This is a genomic window from uncultured Thiohalocapsa sp., from assembly GCF_913063425.1.
Classification (GTDB): Bacteria; Pseudomonadota; Gammaproteobacteria; order Chromatiales; family Chromatiaceae; genus Thiohalocapsa.
The window spans coordinates 69,957-88,561 of the sequence record NZ_CAJXYK010000022.1 but is presented as its reverse complement, the minus strand read 5'-3'; the positions used below and the strand labels follow the sequence as shown (position 1 = coordinate 88,561).

Here is an 18,605-nt window from a genome sequence, read left to right as displayed (position 1 = left end):
CACGAGGACTGGGGCACCACGCCGGCCGCCATCGACTGCTGCCTGGGCGTGGCCGAGAAGATGGACGTGCAGGTGGCCATCCACACGGACACCCTGAACGAGTCCGGCTTCGTCGAGGACACCATCGCCGCCTTCAAGGACCGCTGCATCCACACCTACCACACCGAGGGCGCCGGCGGCGGCCATGCGCCGGACATCATCAAGGCCGCGGGCCTGGCCAATGTGCTGCCGTCGTCCACCAACCCGACCCGGCCTTATACGGTGAACACCGTGGACGAGCATCTCGACATGCTGATGGTCTGCCATCACCTGTCGCCGTCCATCCCGGAGGACGTGGCCTTTGCGGAGTCCCGCATCCGCCGGGAGACCATCGCCGCCGAGGACATCCTGCACGACTTGGGCGCCTTCAGCATGATCGCCTCGGACTCCCAGGCCATGGGCCGGGTGGGCGAGGTCATCACCCGCACCTGGCAGACGGCGCACAAAATGAAGGTGCAGTTCGGCAGCCTGTCATCGCCGGATGGGCTCGGCGACCCCGCCGAGCACGACAACGCCCGCGCCAGGCGTTATGTGGCCAAGTACACCATCAACCCCGCCATCACCCACGGCATCGCCCACGAGGTGGGCAGCATCGAGGTGGGCAAGCTCGCGGACCTGGTGCTCTGGCGCCCGGCCTTCTTCGGTACCAAGCCGAGCCTGATCCTGAAGGGCGGCCTCATCGCCGGTGCCGCCATGGGCGACCCGAACGCCTCCATCCCCACCCCGCAGCCCGTGCATTACCGGCCCATGTTCGCCGCCCACGGGCGCGCCGTGGGCGAGACCTGCATGACCTTCGTCTCCGGCTGGGCCATGCAGGACGCGGTGGCACAGAAGCTGGACCTGAAGCGCCTCATCGGTGTCACCCGGGATGTCCGCCACGTCACCAAGGCGGACATGATCCACAACGCCTGGCAGCCCAACATCGACGTGGACCCGCAGACCTACCAGGTGCGCGCCGACGGCCGGCTGCTCACCTGCGAGCCGGCGGACGTGCTGCCGATGGCGCAGCGGTACTTTCTGTTTTAGGGCTCAGGGCTTAGGGCTTAGGGCTGAGGACGCCATGGATCCCGAGTTGGTTGTCCGACTCACCGGGGCACTGCAACGCGAGGGCGCGGATCTGTGCTGCGCCTACCTGTTCGGCAGTGCCGCCCGCGGCGAGGACCGGCCGGGCAGCGACGTGGATGTCGCCGTGCTGTTCCACGATGACCCGCCGCGGACCCTGGCGGGGCTGCATCTGGACCTCGCGGATCGGCTCACGGGTGCCCTGGGCGGTCGGCGCGTGGACCTGGTGGTGCTGAACCGCGCACCGGTCGACCTGGTGCACCGGGTGCTGCGCGACGGGGTGCTGCTGCTGGAACGGGACCGCTCTGCGCGCATCCGCTTCGAGGTCCGCGCCCGCAACGAGTACTTCGACCTGCTGCCCCACCTGGAGCGCTATCGCCGTGCGCGCGACGAGGTGGGCCGATGACCGACGCGGATCTCGTGCGCAAGAAGCTGGCCTTCATCGAGACCTGCGTCGCGGATCTGCGCCGTCTCGCCGAGCCGGCGCGCATCGAGCATGATCTGCGCGAAGAGCGCTTCGTGGAGCACACGCTGCAGGTGGCGATCCAGGCGGCCCTGGATGTCGGCTCGCACATCGTCTCCGATGATCGACTGGGCGAGCCCGAGAGCAACCGCGCCCTGTTCGAGCTGCTGGTCCGCGCCGGCTGGGTCCCCAGGGCGCTTGGCACAGTGCTGAGCGACATGGACGGCTTCCGCAACATTCTGGTGTATGGCTATCAGGCGGTCGATCCGGCGGCGGCGCGGGATGTCGTCGAGCACCATCTGGACGATTTGCTCGGGTATGTGGCCGCCGTCCGCGCACGTCTGGAGCAGACCGCCAATGACTGACGGTGGCGTGCCGATGCTGACGCGGCGTCTGCCCAAATCAAGCGAGGCGACCGCCACCGCGCACCTGACGCTGGATCAGCGCCAGCGCTCCCGCCAGCGTATCCGGTTGGACGACGGCGGCGAGGCGGGCATCCTGCTGCCGCGCGGCGAGGTGCTGCGCGACGGTGACCTGCTGGGCGCCGACGACGGCCTGGTGGTGCGCATCGTCGCCGCAGCCGAGCCGCTGTCCTGCGCCGAGAGCCCTGATCCGCTGTTGCTGGCCCGCGCCTGCTATCACCTGGGCAACCGCCATGTGGCGCTGCAGATCGAGCCCGGGCGGCTCAGCTGGCTGCACGACCATGTGCTGGACGCCATGGTGGCGGGTCTTGGGCTGAGGGTGACGCAGATCGAGGCCCCGTTCGCGCCGGAGCCCGGGGCCTACGGCGGCGCTTCCAGCCAGGCGCACGCGCACCACGGGCATGCGCACGAGCATGCGCACGAGCATGCGCACGAGCATGCGCACGATCAGGGGCACGATCATGGACACGGCCACGACTGAGGGCGGCGGGCCGCTGCTGTCGCCTGCACTGCTGCGGCTCCTGCACCTGGTGAGCCCGTCGCTGCCGGTGGGGGCCTTCACCTATTCCCAGGCCCTGGAATGGGCCGTGGAGGCGGGCTGGGTGGCCGATGCGGCCGCCACGGAGCACTGGCTCATGGGCGAGCTCAACGCCACCCTGGCCCATCTGGACCTGCCCGTCGCCGCCCGCATGATGGCTGCGGTGGCGGCCGACGACCGCGACGGCCTCGCGCAATGGACGCACCTGCTGCTGGCGGCCCGGGAGACCAGCGAGCTGCGCGCCGAGGAGGGCCAGCGCGGGCGGGCCATGGCGGACTTGCTGCGCGCCTGGGACCTGCCGGGCAGCGCCGACTGGCGGGACCTGCTGGCGCCCAGCCAGACCGCGGGCTTCGCCTTCGCCGCCGTGCGCTGGCAGATCCCGGTGGCCGAGGCGCTGGGCGGTCTCGCCTTCGCCTGGGCCGAGAACCTGGTGCTCGCAGCGGTGAAGCTGGTGCCCCTGGGGCAGAGCGACGGGCAGCGGGTGCTGATGCGCATCGCCGGGCAGATTCCGGCCGCGGTGGACCTGGCGCGCGGCTTGGGCGACGATGACATCGGTGCCTCGAGCCCGGCGCTGGCCATTGCGAGCGCCTGCCACGAGCGCCAGTACACGCGGCTGTTCCGGTCCTAGTGCCCCTGAGTGTTTCTGGTTATCAATCCCGACCCATGACTGACAAGACCCCCCTGCGCGTCGGCGTCGGCGGCCCCGTCGGCTCCGGTAAGACGGCGCTGCTGGATGCGCTCTGCAAGCGCCTGCGCGGCGACTACGAGATCGCTGTGGTCACCAACGACATCTATACCCGCGAGGACGCGGAATTCCTGATCCGCTCGGAGGCGCTGCCGGAGGCCCGCATCATGGGGGTCGAGACCGGCGGCTGCCCGCACACGGCCATCCGCGAGGATGCGTCCATGAACCTCGCCGCGGTGGAAGACCTCCAGACCCGGTTCCCGGACCTGGACCTGATCTTCATCGAGAGCGGCGGCGACAACCTGGCGGCCACCTTCAGCCCGGAGCTGGCGGACCTGACCCTCTACGTCATCGACGTGTCCGAGGGCGAGAAGATCCCGCGCAAGGGCGGCCCCGGCATCACCCGCTCGGACCTGCTGGTCATCAACAAGATTGATCTGGCGCCGCATGTCGGCGCATCCCTGGAGGTGATGGAGCGGGATGCGAAGCGCATGCGCGGCGAGCGGCCCTTCGTCTTCACCAACCTGCGCGCCGGCGAGGGCCTCGACGCCATCGCGGCCTTTGTGCAGCGCGAGGGGCTGCTGCCCGGCCGCGCGGACTGATCAGCCTGGGCGGGCGCCGCCATCACCCTGACCCCGGCGGGGACCGGCCGGTTCGGGCAGGATCGCGACCGCCGGCGCTCAATCGGGGTCCGGCGGCGCCGGGCAGGGGCCGTCGCACAGCTCGATCATGCCCTTCGAGGCCAGCCGCAGGAGCCCGCTGCACAGCGCCGTGTCGGTGTCGGCGGCACCTCCAACCCCATCGGCCTCGTTCAGGAGTCCCCCGATGTGCGCGGCGCCGGGGCAGCGCTCGGCGCAGCGCAGCAGCAACGCCTGCATGCGCGCGTCCTTGACGCCGACCTCCCTGGTCTGGGTGCCCTGGTCCGCTTGGCTCTGCAACAGCGCAGCGCGGTTTGCGTCCACCGGGCAGCCGGCGCGGGTGCGAAAGGCGATGCGGGCTGCGCCGGGCCGTGCGCCGGTGTCGATGGGCTCAAGGTAAGAGCGCAGAGACAGCGGCGGCACCCGGGCCGGGTCCGGCGCGGCGGGGACAGCACCGGCTGCCTCGGCGCGGCAGAAGAGGCTGTGGCGAAAGGCGCGATTGGCCAGAAAGTCCGCGTACTGGAGCGCCCGGAAACGGTCCATGTCCGGCCGCGCAAAGGCCTGCCGGCAGCTCTGCGGATAACACGCCAGCCAGTCCGCGAGCAGGTCCGTGTCCGCGACATAGGCCAGGCTGTGGCCGCGGGCGAGCTGGAGCGCCTCCAGCAGGTACAGGGGCTCGTAGACCGGGTCGAGCTCGTCGTGGCGCAGCAGGTCCGGCGGCTTGGCCCGCAGCCGAAGCAGCTGCTGGCGCAGCAGGTCCGCATGGGGCAGGTCCAGCCCGTCCATGCCGGTGTCCAGCACCTCCAGCATGGCTGCGGCGGCGCCGACATCGCCCGGGGCGAGCCCGAGCCGCTCCTGCTCCATCTGCATCAGCATGCGCAGGGCCTCGCGGAGCTGGGCGCCGGGCAGGCAGTTGTAGGAGACCATGGCGACGCCGCCGGGTGCCAGGTGGCGGGCGACGGTGGCGAACAGGGCATCCTTGACCGCGTCCGGGACCCAGGTCAGCACCCCGTGCGCGATGATGAGGTCGAACACCTGGTCGCCGAGATCCAGCCCGGTCAGGTCGGCGCACGCGAAGCGCAGGTTGTCGATGCCGGCGGCGCGTCGTCGCGCCTCCCGAATCTGGGTCTCCGCAAGGTCGACGCCGAGGCACCGGCTGCCGGGGAGGCTCTGTGCGACCCAGCGCAGCTGCGCCCCGGTGCCGCAGCCGAGGTCGAGCATCCGGGCCCGGGCGGCGGGCGGCGGATCGAGGCCCCAGAGCCGGGCGCTGGCAAGGAGCCGTGCCGGATGCAGCTGCGGGTGCGTCAGCGCCGGATAGTGCACCGCCTCGTAGCAGGCGCGGATCGGATCAGACATCGGTGGTACAGGACGCGGCTGCCGCGGGATGCCGGCGGCAAGGCTGCGCGGCGTCGCAGGGCGCTGGCAAATGCCGAAAGCGGTGGCCGCGGCATTCGACGGACGGCGTTGGTGCAGGGCTGGCCCAACGCCGTCCGCGCGAGCATCGCGCCCGGCGGCGGCTCGGCGTCAGTTGCGGCGCTTGCCCACCAGCCGCTTCAGCAGCACGAAGGTGCCGGCGGCGGCGAACAGGGCCGCCGTACCCGGCAGCGGCACGTCGCCGGATGGGATCGTGATGCTCTGGCCGGCGACGTCTTCATAGGCCCAGGCGTGCAGCGTCGCGGTGGGCGTCGGCGACGACAGCTCGGAGACGGTGAGCTCGCCATAGCCGTAGTGGGTGCCGGCGACGCTCTGAAAGGAGAAGCCGAAGTAGCCGGTGGTCGGCACCGGGACCCATTCCCCACCGGTGGCGATGCTGCCGTCGAGCGCAAAATAGGCGTCGCTTGCATAAGTCAAGGAGGCGTCGATGGTCGTACCCGGGGCGAGCAGATCGATTGCGTCGAAAGAAGTGCCGATGGTGCCGTCAACGGCCAGGTCGCCGTCGGCGCTGACGAACAAGCCTTCCTTGCCGGCAGCCGCCGACAGGGTGAGGTCGATGTCGAGGTCGCCGTTGAAGTCGAAGGGATTATTGGCTTTGACTTTAATAGGGCGGAGCCCGACTTGCGGGTCCGTTGAGGCGAGTGAGCGATGATGGCCCGATGACAGAAGGATGACGATGTTGTGACAGCTCCGGCGCCTCGGGGCGGTTTGCCGGGGGCTTGGACCTGTAAAAAATATTGACGCTCGGTCGTGCCCGCCGTCGCAACGGAATTGTCGAGGGTTGCCCCTGGCTCCGTGGCCTGGTGCGCACCGCAGACCGCCGCCGGGCCGAGCCTGCGGCGCGCGGTGCGGTGCACCTGTGCGATGCTCGCGGTCTGTGCCGGGCTGTCTCGGGTCCGGCTCCATTACTGCTCTGATCCGCCTCGATGCCAAGGAATCCCAAAACCTGTGCCGCGCACCCCATTGCCCCGCGGCCGAGCCTCCCGCGACGGCTCGCGACGGCACCGCTGGTGCTCCTGATCAAGGTCTACCAGTACGTCATCTCGCCGATGATCGGCCCGCGCTGCCGCTTTCTGCCCACCTGCTCGGACTATGCGCTGGAGGCGCTGGCGCGGCACGGCGTCGTCCGCGGCGGCTGGCTTGCGGTGCGGCGGATCTCACGCTGTCATCCCTGGGGGGATTCGGGCTACGATCCGGTGCCGCCCGCCGCCGGCGAGTGCCCCTGCGAGACCCGCCCGGCGCCGGCGCAGGACACCCGCGACGAGCGCCCGCCGCGGCACTGAGACCCGCTGCCCGGGCCCGGCGTCCGCAGCAGTGTGCCTGCTACCACCCTGACAGGGAGCCTGCCACGACATGCCCGCAGCCGAGTCCCCCGAGTCCCCCAGCGCCCCGAAGTCGCCCGGCGCGCCCGATGTCCGGCCGCCGCCGCCGCAGTCCCAGCCCGATCCGGCGGTGGAGTCGGCCATCCGCATCGGCCTCATCGCGGTGATGCTGCTGCTCTGCTACCGCATCATGGAGCCCTTCCTGGTGCCCATCGCCTGGGCCGTCATTCTGGCGGTGGCGGCCTGGCCGGGCTATCGGCGCCTGCTCGGGCTGGTGGGCGGCCGGCGCGTGAGCGCATCCGCCCTGTTCGTGATCATTGCGCTCCTGGTGCTGCTGCTGCCGGTGGCCATGCTGAGCGGCACCGTGGCGCAGGGGGCCGAGTGGCTGGCCCGGGGCTTCGAGAGCGGGGACCTGAAGATTCCGCCGCCGCCGGACCTGAGCGGCGTGCCGCTGTTCGGCGCGGAGATCGAGACCGCCTGGCGGGATGCGTCCACCAATCTGGAGGATGTGCTGCGGGCGCTGGAGCCGCAGCTCAAGGCGCTGGGGAGCTGGCTGCTGCATCTGGCCACCAGCGCGGGCATGGGGCTGCTGCACTTCGTGCTCGCCATTGTCATCGCCGGCGTGCTGCTGGCCAGAAGCGACGTCGGCCATCGGGCCGCGCTGGCCATCGGCTGGCGGCTGGCCGGTGCCCGCGGGCTCAGCTTCGTGCGCCTGGCAGAGGGCGTCGTGCGCAGTGTCTCCCGCGGCATCCTGGGCGTGGCGCTGATCCAGGCGGTGCTGGCGGGGCTCGGCATGCTCGCGGCGGGGGTGCCCATGGCCGGGCTCTGGGCGCTGGTGGCGCTGCTCTTCGCCGTGGTGCAGATCGGCGCCTTTCCGGTGCTGCTGCCGGTGATGATCTATCTCTTCTACACGGCCGACCTGAGCACCGCCGTGCTCTTCGCGCTGTGGGCGCTGTTTGTCGGCTCCATCGACAATGTGCTGAAGCCGATCCTGCTCGGGCGCGGCGCGTCCGTGCCCATGCCGGTGATCTTCATCGGTGCCATCGGCGGCTTCATCGCCGCCGGCATCATCGGCCTGTTCGTCGGCGCCGTGGTGCTGGCGCTGGGCTATGAGCTGCTGCTGGCCTGGCTCGCCGAGGTGGCGCCGCCGGGGACCGCGTCCACGGTGGCGGATGCGCAGCCGGGAGCGGCTGCCGACGATGGCGATGCTGCTGCCTGATGGCGACAGCAGCGCTGCCGCCCGCAGGGCATTGCCGTTCTGGCGGCTCAGCAGAGAATGACTTCAATCCCGATGCGCGCATTGCGCTCGGCCTCGGGGTCGAGGCGCTCGATGCGGGCGCTGAGCCGGCGCCGGCGGTCCAGCAGGCGTGCCGCCACCAGGTTCTCGCCGCGTGGCAGGTAGCCGAGCTTGCGCCCACGCCAGCGCAGGGCAACGGCGTTGGCATCGTGCGGATTGTCCGCCTCCCGCTCCAGGGTCAGTGGCGCGCGGCGGGCGAGCGCCGGCCAGAGCTGCGGCGCCTCGTGGTGGCGGAAGCCGGCGAGGGTGCTGCGCTGGATGCGGATCGAGCGCCGCGCGGATGCGCCCACGTCGTCCATCGGCTCGAGGTGCAGCTCCGACTGGCCAGGGATATGGGATGCTCTGGGCATGGGCTTGTCTCCGGGTCTCGCGGTCAGGCTGCGGCCTGTCGTGACAAGGAGTCTGCGCCACCCGGGGGCTCAATGCGTGAGTCCGCCTATCCAATCTGCGCAACGCGGAAGGCGGAATCGGGGTGCAAAGGCCGATCCCGTCGTGGACAATGCGCGCGCCTGCGTCGGGAACGCACACGCGGGTAGACAAATTACCGGGCGTCCCGGCCCCATTCATCGCGCACGCCGCGAGCACAGGGCGAGCGCGCGCGCCCGTCGCAGGCCCGCTGTGCCGCGCCAGTGCCCAGGAGAGAGCCATGTCCCGGATCACGCATGTCGCCGTCTTCAGTCTCTTGCTTCTTGTCGTCGCCGTGCCGCTGTCGGCGGCGGAGGGGGAGGACCCGCCGGTGCCGGTCACTGTCGATGATCCGGCGATCCCGGTGGAGCAGCTCGAGCTGCTGCTGAAGCCGCTGCCGAAGTCACAGCTGCTGGTGGAGGCGGGTGCCTGGCAGGGCTTGGTGCAGGAAAAGTCGGAGGAGATCGCGGCGGCCCAGATCGAGGCCAAGCGTCTGAACGGGGAGGCCGATGCGGAAGCGGCGGAGAACGCGGACACCACCGGCCAGGAAGCCGCAGTGGATTCCGTGCGCAATGCCCTGCTGGAAAATGTCACCAAGCTGCGCGAGGAGCGCACGCAGCGGCTCGACGGCCTCACCGCAGTCGTCGAAGCCCTGGACAAGAAGACGAGTCCGGACGATGCGGACACTCAGGCGCAGATCCGCGATTATCGGCTGTACGCGTCGGCGGTCAGCGGTGTCGAGCTGGACCTCACCGACGCCAATGCCTCCATGCTCGCCATCCAGGGCTGGCTGATGTCCGAGGAGGGCGGGCTGCGCTGGCTGATCAACATCCTCAAGTTCCTCGGCATCCTGGTGGTGGCCTGGTTCGTGTCGGGGATCTTCCGTTCCATGATCCATCGCGCACTCCAGCGGGTGCCCGGGACGTCCAGTTTGCTCGAGGACTTTCTGGTGCGCGCCGCGCGCTGGGTGGTCATGGCAATCGGCATCATCATGGCGCTCGCCGCGCTGGAAGTGAGCGTTGGACCGCTGCTCGCCGCCTTGGGCGCCGCCGGCTTCATTCTGGCCTTCGCGCTGCAGGACTCGCTCAGCAACTTCGCGAGCGGCATGATGATCCTGTTCTTCCGGCCGTTCGACACGGGCGATGTTGTGGACGCGGGCGGCGTCTCCGGCACCGTGCAGTCGCTGAATCTCGTGTCGACGACCATCAAGACTTTCGATAACAAGACGATGATCGTCCCGAACAACAAGATCTGGGGCGACATCATCACCAACGCCAGCGGCGTCACCGAGCGGCGCGTGGACATGGAGTTCGGCATCGGCTACGACGACGACATGGACCGCGCCCAGGCCATCCTCGAAAACATCGTCGGCAGCCATCCCAAGGTGCTGAAGGAGCCGGAGCCCACCATCAAGCTGAGCGCGCTGGGCCAGTCGTCGGTCAACTTCATCGTCCGCCCCTGGGCCAAAACCGCCGACTACTGGGCGGTGTTCTGGGATATCACACGCGAGGTCAAGCGCCGCTTCGACGCCGAGGGCATCGGCATTCCCTACCCGCAGCAGGACGTCCACCTGCATCTCGCAGGGAATGCCGAGCGCCTGGTGCAGCTCGCCGGGCCCACCGGGAATGCGGCTGCCGGGACCACGACCACCACCCGGGACGGCGGACTCGACGACGGCGACGCGGAGCGCGACGGCTAGTCCCGCGTGCCACGCGCCTCAGCGCCTGCCACAGGGGGCGGGAAGCCCCGCTGTGGTGGGCGTGGCGTCGCCTTCGCCCAGGAGGAGAGCGGACCGGCACGCCGAACAGCGTCGCAGCCGCGGAGCCGGCCTCTGGCGCCGGCGTGTGAGAGGCCCTTTCGGCAGCCCAGGGGCGCACAGGGACGCAGGGTTCCCCGAGAGCTTGCGAGCCGGAGCGCGCCGCGCGGACGCGGAATTCCGCTCCCGGTCGCGAAACGCGCTGCCGGACGATGCCGCCTGCGCGCTCGGCGGTTACAATCCGAGCCAATGACCAAAATGACATCGGGGACCGCACCATGCTAGAATTCCACTCCGCCAGCACCCGCATGGTCAATTCGCGCCGGGCCATCGCCGAGTGCCTGGACGCGGCGCTGGGCGAGGACGATCACGACTGCGACCTCATCGTCATCCACGCATCCATGGGGCACGACTACCAGCAGCTCATCGACGAAGCCCGCAAGCGGGCGCCGAGCGCACGGGTGGTGGGCAGCTCCTGCTGCGGCGTGGTCGGCAGCGAGGGCGTCAGCGAGTCCATGAAGGACGTGGCCCTGATGGCGGTGCGGGGTGCCGAGCACATCGCCGTGGCGCATGTGGACGGCATCTACGGCCATAACGCCGAAGCGCAGGCCGCGGCGCTGGCCCGCTCGCTCAAGGCCACGGACCCCGGCGTCAACATGGTGTACTTCCTCGCGTCGGGCATCGACATCGACGACGACGCCTGTATCCGCGGCATCGAGTCCGTGCTCGGCCCGGAGGTGACCATCTTCGGTGCCACCTCCGCCGACAACATGAAAGGGGTGGCGAGCTTCCAGATGGTGGACGACACCGTCTACGAGCACGCGGCCTTCGCCGTCGGCTTCTCGGACCCGGGCCTGTCGGTGATCACCCAGGCCACACACGGCTTCGTCGCCGTCGGCGAGCCGCTCCTGGTCACCCGGGCCGAGGGCAACCGTATCATCGAGCTGAACGACCGTCCGGCCTGGGAGGTCTACACCGAGCGCCTGCAACTGCCGAGCACCGCCACCTGCGGCGACACCATCCCCATCGGCGCCCTGGCGGAGCGCCTGCCGGCGGACCTCGCCGAAGAATACGGCAACGATCACATCCTGCGCGTGGTCACCAAGCGCGATGCGCACGGCACCATGCACTGTGCCACCGGTATCGAGGCAGGTACGGAGCTGTGGCTCACCGTTCGCGACGAGGAGCGGATCTTCAACGACATGGACCGCATGATGACGCAGATGGTGAAGCGCGCCGGCGACCGTGAGCTCCAGGCCGTGTTCCACGCGGACTGCCTGGCGCGTGGGCGCTTCCTGTTCAACCGGGTGATGAAGGAAGAGCTGGTGGGCCGGATGCAGTATCCGTTGTCCAAAAACGGCGAAGTGCCGCCCTGGCTCGGCATGTACGGCTTCGGCGAGTTTGCACGGCTGGGTGGCCGCAACACCTATCACAACTACACCACTGCCCTGTACGCCATCTACCGCGACGCCTGAGGCGCGCATCCCGGGCCTCTGGATTCGCCGCCGGCAGGCAACGCCGCGGGTCCTTCGGACTTTGGCGCAGGAGGATTGCACCCTGTCCATCGCAGCCGGCAAGCTGGACCAGGACGCGGAAATCGCGCGTCTCAAGGCGGCCAATGCGGAGCTGCAGCGCCACGTCGCCCGCCTGTCGGTGGTGCACCAGCAGCTCATCGACACCCGCGACCGCCTCGACCGGGAGCTCGCCCGCTTCGGCGGCATCCACGACTACAACACCTATGCCCTGGGGCTGAGGGACGAGTCCACCTTCGCCGAAGCCACCGCGGAGACCATCGTCGACCTGTTCGAGCTGGAGTTCGCACTGGTCTGGCCCGCAGCCGAGACGGGAGCGCTCGCGCCGGCGCCGTCGGCTGCGGTGGAGATCGAGCCCTCGCGGCTGCCTGGCGCCGTGCTTGCCGCCCTCTTCGCGGAGGCGGGCTTCGCGCTTCAGGGCGAGCAGCGAGCTCGCAATGCCGCGGTACTCTGGCTTGCGACGGACGAGCCGCGGATCGCCGCGCTCGGCTGCCACAAGCTCATCGCCTGCCCCTGCTGCGGGGCCGCCGGGCGCTGCTTCGCCTGGGTCATCGGCGGCATCACCGCCGACGGCGCCGACTTCTACACCGGCCTGGAGCCGGATCACACCGAGTCCTTCACCGTCTTTGCCCAGCAGGTGGGGGCGCTCCTGCAGAACCGGGCGGACCAGGCCACCATCGAGGCGCAGGTGGCCGAGCTGCGGCTCAGCGAGGAGCGGCTCAGCCTGGCCCTGGACGGCAGTAACGTCGGCCTGTGGGACTGGGACATCGCCAGCGATCGGGTCTATTTCTCCGACCGCTGGAAGGCCCAGCTCGGCCATGCGCCGCATGAGATCCCCAACGACTTTGCGGAATGGGAGTCACGGCTGCATCCCGGCGATGTGGAGCGCTCGCGGCAGCGTCTCGCGGACTATCTCCAGGGGCGCAACCCGGAGTACGAGAACATCCATCGCCTGCGCCGCAAGGACGGGCAGTTCGCCTGGATCCTCGCCCGCGGCCGTGCGCTGCGCGATGCCGAGGGCCGGGCCTACCGGATGATCGGCACGCACGTGGACGTGAGCGATCAGAAGTCCATCGCCGAGAAATTCCGCGCCATTTTCAAGCACTCCAGCGACGGTTACCTGCTGGTGGACGGGCGTTGCCGCATCGTCGACTCGAATCCGGTGAGCAAGCGCTGGTTCGGTCTGGAGGCCGAGCAGCCGGACGCCGCGGATCTGTTCGCGCTGTCACCGCCGGAGCAGCCGGACGGCCGGCCCTCGGCGCCCACCGCCCGGGATCACATCGCCACCGCCTTCAACGAGGGCTTCGTGCGCTTTCAGTGGCACTTTCTGGGGGCCAGGGCGCGAACCTTCCCGGCCGAGGTGACACTGGTGCGCTTCAGTCTGGACGAGCGCCTCCTGCTGTTCGCGAGTATCCACGACCTCACCGAGCAGAAGCGTACCGAGGAGGCGCTGCGCCGCTCCGAGATCGAGCAGCGGCGCGCGCGCGAGCAGGCGGAGACCGCCAACAAGGCCAAGAGCGCCTTTCTCGCCACCACCAGCCACGAGATCCGTACCCCCATGAACGGCGTGCTGGGCATGCTCCAGCTGTTGGAGGAAAGCCGGCTCGACGACAGGCAGCAGCGCTGGGTGGACATGGCAAGCCAGTCCGCCAAGTCGCTCCTGGCGATCATCGATGACATCCTGGACCTGTCCAAGGTGGAGGCGGGTCGCATGGAGCTTGAGACGGCGCCGTTCGATCCCGGGCGTACCATCGAGGATGCCGTGGCCCTGTTCCGGGAGCGCGCCGCAGGCAAGGGGTTGTCGCTGGAGCTCTTCTTCGAGGACATGCTGCCGGACATGGTGGAAGGCGACGCCGGACGGCTCCTGCAGATTCTGAACAACCTCATCGGCAACGCCCTCAAGTTCACCGAAGAAGGCGGCGTGCAGGTGCGGGTGTCGGCGCGGCGCGACGGCGCTGCGCGCTGCGTGCTGGGTCTGCATGTGCGCGACAGCGGCATCGGCATGGACGCCGCCGTGCAGCAGCGGCTGCTCACGCCGTTCATGCAGGCGGATGCCGGCACCACGCGCCGCTTCGGTGGCACCGGGCTGGGGCTCGCCATCTGCCGGCGGCTCGCCGAGCTCATGGGCGGGCACATCGGCGTCACCAGCGCGCTGGGAGAGGGCTCGGAGTTCTCCGTCGAGATTCCCTTCCGTGTGGCCACAGAAACGATGCCTCCGGCGGCGCAGCAACCGCCGACGGCGGACCCGCTGCCCGCCCCGCGGCCCGCGGCGCAGCGCCGGCAACGCCCGCGGGTGCTGCTGGTGGAGGACAACCCCATCAACCAGGCGGTGGCCGGTGCGATGCTGGAGAAGCTCGACGTCACCGTGGTCACCGCCGTCAACGGTGCCGAGGCCCTGGAGCGTCTCACCCATGACGACGCCATCGACATCGTCTTCATGGACGTGCAGATGCCGGTGATGGACGGCTTCGAGGCCACCCGCCGGCTGCGCAAGCTGGAAGCCGAGCAGGGGCGCGTGCGCCTGCCGGTGGTCGCCCTCACCGCCAACGCCATGGCACACGATCGCCACGCCTGCCTGGAAGCCGGCATGGACGATTTTGTCGCCAAGCCCATGACCAAGCAGGCCCTGCGCGAGGCCATGGCGCGTTGCCTGCGCCGCTGACGGCGTCTGCCGTCCTCAGTCCGTGCCCTGTACCCTGAGTGTTGCGACCCCGCCCAGGGCGGCGGCGATCTCAGCGAGCGTCGGTGGATCGGCGAAGGCCGGGTCCGCCAGCACGCCGGGGCAGGTGAGACGCCGCACGTCCCGATCCGGGCCGGACAGATGGAAGCGGTAACCCGTCCGGATCATGGAGTAGCCGCCCTCGCCGCCGTTGCCGCCGTCGTGGTCGGCGAGCCGGAAGCGGACGCGGTCCGACACCGCAGCGACCTCCGTCCAGTGCCGCTGGATGGTGTCGATTGCGGTTCCGCAGGCGCTTGGCCGGGGTCGCCGACCCGATGCGGGCATAAGGTCAGCCTCTCATCAGTGGTGCGACTTCAACAACAGCCGCAGGATCTTGAAATTGATGACCCAGAAGCGGATGAACTGCCAGACGACGTTGGTGCGCACCCAGCGGATGAACTTGGTGGGCACGGGCGGATAGTAGGCCTGCTGATAGGGCTCTCTGTTCTTGGGCTTCGCGGACAGGGTGTCTGTGGACATGCGTCAACCTCGTGCAATGCTGCTGATTCACGGACGCCGCGAGGCATCCGCAGAGTCGGTCGGTGGGCTGCCTCAGGCCCCCTCAGTCCGGGAGGACGGACCAGCCCGGGCGCAGCTTGGCCTGATACATGAACACGTGGTGCAGGATGTACTTCATCCAGTGCCCGGCGAGGCCGATCTCGCCGAAGGTGAGGTCCATGTCGCGGCCGTACTCCGGGTAGGTCTCGTAGTCGGGCACCACCGGGAACACGGTCATGGTGGCTGCGGTGCCGTTGAAGATGTCGAAGCCGGTGGAGGCGACACAGGCGGCGCCCATCTCGGCCATGGATGCCGTATGGCTCAGCTCGCTGGCGCCGCCGAGCAGGTCGCGGATGTTCTCGGCCACCGCCTTGCCGATGGCCGCTGACGGCATGCCCGTGCGCGGCGGCGTGGGGCTGATGGGCGTCCCATTGGGGCTCTTCATGGGCTTGCTGATGGGGTGCGGCGGCGCGAAGGCGATGCCGATGGCGAAGATGTTCCTGTACTTCGGCGTCTGGTAGGTGCTTGGCCAATCGGCCTTGCTCCATTCCTCGTAGGGCTTCGGCCTGTAGTCGCCGTCCACCTTCATGAAGCCGTTGGGCGCGAACATCTCTTCGGTGATGTCGGTGCCCGCGGCGTCATAGGCATTGAGCGGCTGCCCGGCGAAGGGCGGGATCAGCATCGCGAAGTCGAACGCAAGGCTGTGCTCGCTGCCGTCGAGCAGCTCGTAGGTGAGCGCGCCGGGCTCGACTTTCTTCACCGCCGCGCGCACGATCCACTCGATGCCGCGCTCCACCATCAGCGACTCGGCGAAAACCTTGCCGTTGGTGATGTAACCGCCGCGCTTGATGTGTACGCCGCCCATACCGAAGTCGCCGAGCTCGTACTCGTTGCTGATCCAGACCAGTCGTGCCTTGTCGCGGACCCCGGCGTCGCGCAGCAGGTGATCGACGTTGTAGATGTACTCGAACGCGGCCCCCTGGCAGGTGCACATGCCATGGCCGGTGCCGATGACGAAGGTCTTCTGTTCGCCCTGCTGCATGGCGGCGATGGCTGCCTGGAGCTGCTCGTTGGCGTGCAGCGCGTGCTGCGGCGTGCAGACGGACGTGGTGTAGCCGCCGTCGGGCCCGAGCCCCGGCGTGGCGCCGAAGTTGAGCTTGGGGCCGGTGGCGTTGACGAGATAGTCGTAGGGCAGGGCGGCCTGCTCGCCGCTGCGGGCCGGGTCGGTGTACTCCAGGGTCACGTGCGGCTCCGCCATGGCACCGCCGCCGTCGGGGTGGATGGACACCGCCCGGGCCTGGTGAAACCTGACGTTGATCTTGCGGTAGATGGGCTCGAGCTCGAACGTCACCTGCTTCTCGGTCATTTCGCCGACGCCGACCCAGATGTTGGAGGGGATCCAGTTCCACTTGGCATTCGGGGAGACGACGGTGACCTCGTGCTCCTTGCCGATCCATTTGCCGAGGTAGCGGGCCGTGGTGTGGCCGGAAATGCCGGCGCCGAGTATCAGTACGCGTGCCATGGGGGAGACCTCCTGTGGTAATTTTCGCGTCACGCTACTCCCGACGCCGCCTCCCCGGCAAAGACGCAGATCAAGTGTGGACCGGCTTTCATGCTTGGTGTGCCGGAGAGTTTTGACGGGGACGATCTGCGGGGCCGCCGGGGGTCTGCTCCACGGCCTTCGCAAGCGCCTCCAGGGCGCCGCGGCTGGTATAGTCTGCTGCCTTCGGTCCGCTGATCCGCCGCGCGGACAGCCTCTTCTCCAAGGCACCCGCAAGATGTACTCAGCCCTCCTGCATGCCACCGCCGGTGTCGGCATGGTCCTCTGTCTCACGGGCTCCGTCGCTGCCATGTCCGTGCTGCCCGGCTGTGCCGCTCAGCGTGCCCAGGCGCCCGTGCCGGCGGTCTCGCGCCGGGGGCAATTCGCCGACAAAATCCTGGTGAAAAAGAGCCAGCGCCGGCTCTACCTCATGCGCGACGGCAAGCCCTTTCGCACCTATCGCATCAGCCTCGGCATCGAGCCCGAGGGCCACAAGCAGCGTCAGGGCGACAACCGCACACCCGAGGGGCGCTACACCATCAGCGGGCGCAACGCGCGCAGCAACTTCTACAAGGCGCTGCACATCTCCTATCCGAGCCTGGACGACCGTCTCAAGGCCGCGCGCAAAGGCTGGGACCCCGGCGGCGCCATCATGATCCACGGCGAGCCGCGCGGCGCCCGCTTCGCCCACCTGCGGGATCTGGTGCGCGGTGAGGACTGGACCCAGGGCTGCATCGCGGTGTCCAACATGGCGGTGGACGAGATCTGGCGCTACGTGAGCGACGGCACGCCCATCGAGATCGTTCCCTAAAGCACCACCTCGGAGCTCGCGAAGGCACCCCAAGGAACGCCGGCTTCAGTCGGCACCCCGGGGAAAGGGGGACTCAAGTCCGCCGGGGCAAGCGATCACTGATCTCAGGCGTTGCCGAGCGTCGGACCGGTCTTTACCTCAGAGCCGCATCGTCGGCTGCCCGGCACAGCGCGCCCACACCGCATGCACCGGATCGGACTGGTGGAGCCGGTGGGCGTACTTGTCGTCCGCGGGCCGCGGCAGACCGCGCAGGCTCCAGGTGTTGAAGTCCCGGAAGCAGCCGGTGGCGCGGAAGTATTCCAGCACCAGGCCGGGGCGCTCGAATTCGTGCAGCTCCTCCCAGAGCCGGGTGACCTTGGTGGGAAACCAGCGATTGGAGAAGGTCATTACGGCGATGCCGCCGGGCGTGAGCACCCGGGCCAGCTCGCGGAAGACGCGGAGTGGATCGGTCAGATACTCCACCGACACGGTACAGACAACGGCGTCGAAGGTTCTGTCCGCGAAGGGCAGCCGGGGCTCGGCGTTGAGGTCGTGGATCATCCGCTCGGTGAGCATGGGGTTCTGGGCGAGCTCGTCGGCGTTCATGCCCAGGCCCACCACCTGGTCCGGGTCCAGCGCTTCGGGCAGGTGCGACTGCCAGCTCGACATGAGGTCCAGGATGCGGCTGCGCCGCGGAATGAGCCGCCCGTACAGTGCGCGGATCTCGGCGCTGGCGGCACTGTCCAGGTGGTCCACCAGCCGCGGTCGGGCGTAGAAGCCGGGGTCGTCTTCGTCCATGCGCACGAAGGGCGCATCGGCGAAGAAATCCGTCGCCTTGGCCTGCCAGCGGCCCTGCATGCCGGGCCCGTCGGCCGTCAGCAGTGCCCGAATGTTCGGGGTTGGTCCCGGCTGTGCGACGGCGGCATCCAGCATGGCACTGATGGTGACCGTCACCTCCAGCGGTTTGCCGGCCAACGGATGATTCAGGTCCACCTGCAGGCTGTCGCCTTCGATCCCGACGACGCGAAACGGCGTGCGGTCGGCGGCGAAGCTGTCCTGCACGGTCACGAGCATGCCCTTGGGGTAGAACCTGCCGCGCCTGGGCTCGATGTGCCCGCGTCCCAGAAAGCGCCGGTTGAGCTGGGACGCCCGCACCGCGAGCAACCGGTCGCGGTGCCGGTCGGGCAAGAAGTGACCTGGGGCGAGCCTGCGCGTGGCGCGATGCCCGACGGGCTTGTTCATCACCTCGTCTTTGAGGTGCTGGGGCAGTTCGGCCCGCCAAAGCGGCACCTGCGGCAGGAACAGGCTGTCGCAGTGCTGCACCGCGTCGCTCTGCCAGCGCAGATCGAAGCGCAGCGCCGCGCTGCTGCGTGAGCTGGTGCGCAGCCGGCGGTTGGTGCCGTCAGCCGGCAGGTGCGTGGTGGTGGGGGCTTGGAAGTCCACGGTCGTTTCAGGGCCTAGCGGT

The 18,605-nt window shown here is 69.3% G+C and carries 19 protein-coding genes; 12 read left to right on the top strand and 7 right to left on the bottom strand.

Annotated elements, in window-relative coordinates:
- The 6 genes from QZ607_RS13630 to ureG all read left to right on the top strand — a co-directional run.
- The coding region (locus QZ607_RS13630) for an urease subunit alpha (protein WP_295883555.1) at positions 1-1,065 on the top strand (1,065 nt) is incomplete at its 5' end.
- 34 nt (positions 1,066-1,099) lie between these two features.
- Positions 1,100-1,507 (top strand): nucleotidyltransferase domain-containing protein, encoded by a 408-nt coding sequence (locus QZ607_RS13625; RefSeq protein WP_295883553.1) that lies wholly within the window; start codon positions 1,100-1,102, stop codon positions 1,505-1,507.
- On the top strand, positions 1,504-1,929 hold the full coding sequence (locus QZ607_RS13620) for a DUF86 domain-containing protein (protein WP_295883550.1): 426 nt from the start codon (positions 1,504-1,506) through the stop codon (positions 1,927-1,929). The genes QZ607_RS13625 and QZ607_RS13620 overlap by 4 nt, the downstream gene beginning before the upstream one ends.
- Complete coding sequence (ureE, locus tag QZ607_RS13615) at positions 1,922-2,467, top strand: urease accessory protein UreE (RefSeq protein WP_367268192.1); 546 nt, start codon at positions 1,922-1,924, stop codon at positions 2,465-2,467. Before QZ607_RS13620 ends, ureE begins: the two co-directional genes overlap by 8 nt.
- The gene (locus QZ607_RS13610; RefSeq protein ID WP_295883547.1) at positions 2,448-3,152 is read left to right on the top strand and encodes an urease accessory protein UreF; all 705 of its coding nucleotides are present in this window, start codon (positions 2,448-2,450) and stop codon (positions 3,150-3,152) included. Before ureE ends, QZ607_RS13610 begins: the two co-directional genes overlap by 20 nt.
- Positions 3,153-3,187: 35 nt before the next feature.
- Positions 3,188-3,811: an urease accessory protein UreG gene (gene ureG, locus QZ607_RS13605; RefSeq protein WP_295883545.1), complete on the top strand. Its 624-nt coding sequence runs from the start codon at positions 3,188-3,190 to the stop codon at positions 3,809-3,811.
- Between the two features lie 78 nt (positions 3,812-3,889).
- Here ureG and QZ607_RS13600 read toward each other — a convergent pair whose 3' ends face one another.
- Together QZ607_RS13600 and QZ607_RS13595 are read right to left on the bottom strand one after the other, a co-directional pair.
- Positions 3,890-5,203, bottom strand: coding sequence for a class I SAM-dependent methyltransferase (locus tag QZ607_RS13600; protein ID WP_295883543.1), 1,314 nt, complete (start codon positions 5,201-5,203; stop codon positions 3,890-3,892).
- Between the two features lie 168 nt (positions 5,204-5,371).
- On the bottom strand, positions 5,372-5,800 hold the full coding sequence (locus QZ607_RS13595) for a hypothetical protein (protein WP_295883541.1): 429 nt from the start codon (positions 5,798-5,800) through the stop codon (positions 5,372-5,374).
- Between the two features lie 407 nt (positions 5,801-6,207).
- On the opposite strand from QZ607_RS13595, the gene yidD reads away from it, so the two are divergent.
- Together yidD and QZ607_RS13585 are read left to right on the top strand one after the other, a co-directional pair.
- Entirely contained in the window at positions 6,208-6,564 is a 357-nt protein-coding gene (gene yidD, locus QZ607_RS13590) for a membrane protein insertion efficiency factor YidD (protein ID WP_295883538.1), read from the top strand.
- A gap of 70 nt (positions 6,565-6,634) precedes the next feature.
- Entirely contained in the window at positions 6,635-7,822 is a 1,188-nt protein-coding gene (locus QZ607_RS13585) for an AI-2E family transporter (RefSeq protein WP_295883537.1), read from the top strand.
- A 47-nt stretch (positions 7,823-7,869) separates the two neighbouring features.
- On the opposite strand, the gene QZ607_RS13580 is transcribed toward QZ607_RS13585, so the two are convergent.
- Complete coding sequence (locus QZ607_RS13580) at positions 7,870-8,250, bottom strand: HIRAN domain-containing protein (RefSeq protein WP_295883535.1); 381 nt, start codon at positions 8,248-8,250, stop codon at positions 7,870-7,872.
- Positions 8,251-8,546: 296 nt separating this feature from the next.
- On the opposite strand from QZ607_RS13580, the gene QZ607_RS13575 reads away from it, so the two are divergent.
- The 3 genes from QZ607_RS13575 to QZ607_RS13565 all read left to right on the top strand — a co-directional run bounded on the left by QZ607_RS13575 (position 8,547) and on the right by QZ607_RS13565 (position 14,255).
- The gene (locus QZ607_RS13575) at positions 8,547-10,004 is read left to right on the top strand and encodes a mechanosensitive ion channel domain-containing protein (protein WP_295883533.1); all 1,458 of its coding nucleotides are present in this window, start codon (positions 8,547-8,549) and stop codon (positions 10,002-10,004) included.
- Between the two features lie 335 nt (positions 10,005-10,339).
- Complete coding sequence (locus QZ607_RS13570; RefSeq protein WP_295883531.1) at positions 10,340-11,536, top strand: FIST signal transduction protein; 1,197 nt, start codon at positions 10,340-10,342, stop codon at positions 11,534-11,536.
- Between the two features lie 61 nt (positions 11,537-11,597).
- Complete coding sequence (locus QZ607_RS13565; RefSeq protein ID WP_295883529.1) at positions 11,598-14,255, top strand: hybrid sensor histidine kinase/response regulator; 2,658 nt, start codon at positions 11,598-11,600, stop codon at positions 14,253-14,255.
- 15 nt (positions 14,256-14,270) lie between these two features.
- On the opposite strand, the gene QZ607_RS13560 is transcribed toward QZ607_RS13565, so the two are convergent.
- The 3 genes from QZ607_RS13560 to QZ607_RS13550 form a co-directional block, all read right to left on the bottom strand.
- The gene (locus tag QZ607_RS13560) at positions 14,271-14,510 is read right to left on the bottom strand and encodes a hypothetical protein (protein WP_295883526.1); all 240 of its coding nucleotides are present in this window, start codon (positions 14,508-14,510) and stop codon (positions 14,271-14,273) included.
- 102 nt (positions 14,511-14,612) lie between these two features.
- Entirely contained in the window at positions 14,613-14,792 is a 180-nt protein-coding gene (locus QZ607_RS13555; protein ID WP_295883523.1) for a hypothetical protein, read from the bottom strand.
- An 82-nt stretch (positions 14,793-14,874) separates the two neighbouring features.
- A complete protein-coding gene (locus tag QZ607_RS13550; RefSeq protein WP_295883521.1) occupies positions 14,875-16,332 on the bottom strand; it encodes an FAD-dependent oxidoreductase in 1,458 nt (485 codons plus the stop codon).
- Between the two features lie 256 nt (positions 16,333-16,588).
- Here QZ607_RS13550 and QZ607_RS13545 point away from each other — a divergent pair, with 256 nt between their 5' ends.
- Entirely contained in the window at positions 16,589-17,161 is a 573-nt protein-coding gene (locus QZ607_RS13545) for a L,D-transpeptidase family protein (protein ID WP_295883519.1), read from the top strand.
- Positions 17,162-17,299: 138 nt separating this feature from the next.
- Here the strand turns inward: QZ607_RS13545 and QZ607_RS13540 are convergent, their stop codons facing one another.
- A complete protein-coding gene (locus QZ607_RS13540) occupies positions 17,300-18,583 on the bottom strand; it encodes a methyltransferase domain-containing protein (protein ID WP_295883517.1) in 1,284 nt (427 codons plus the stop codon).
- Between the last annotated feature and the right edge of the window lie 22 nt (positions 18,584-18,605).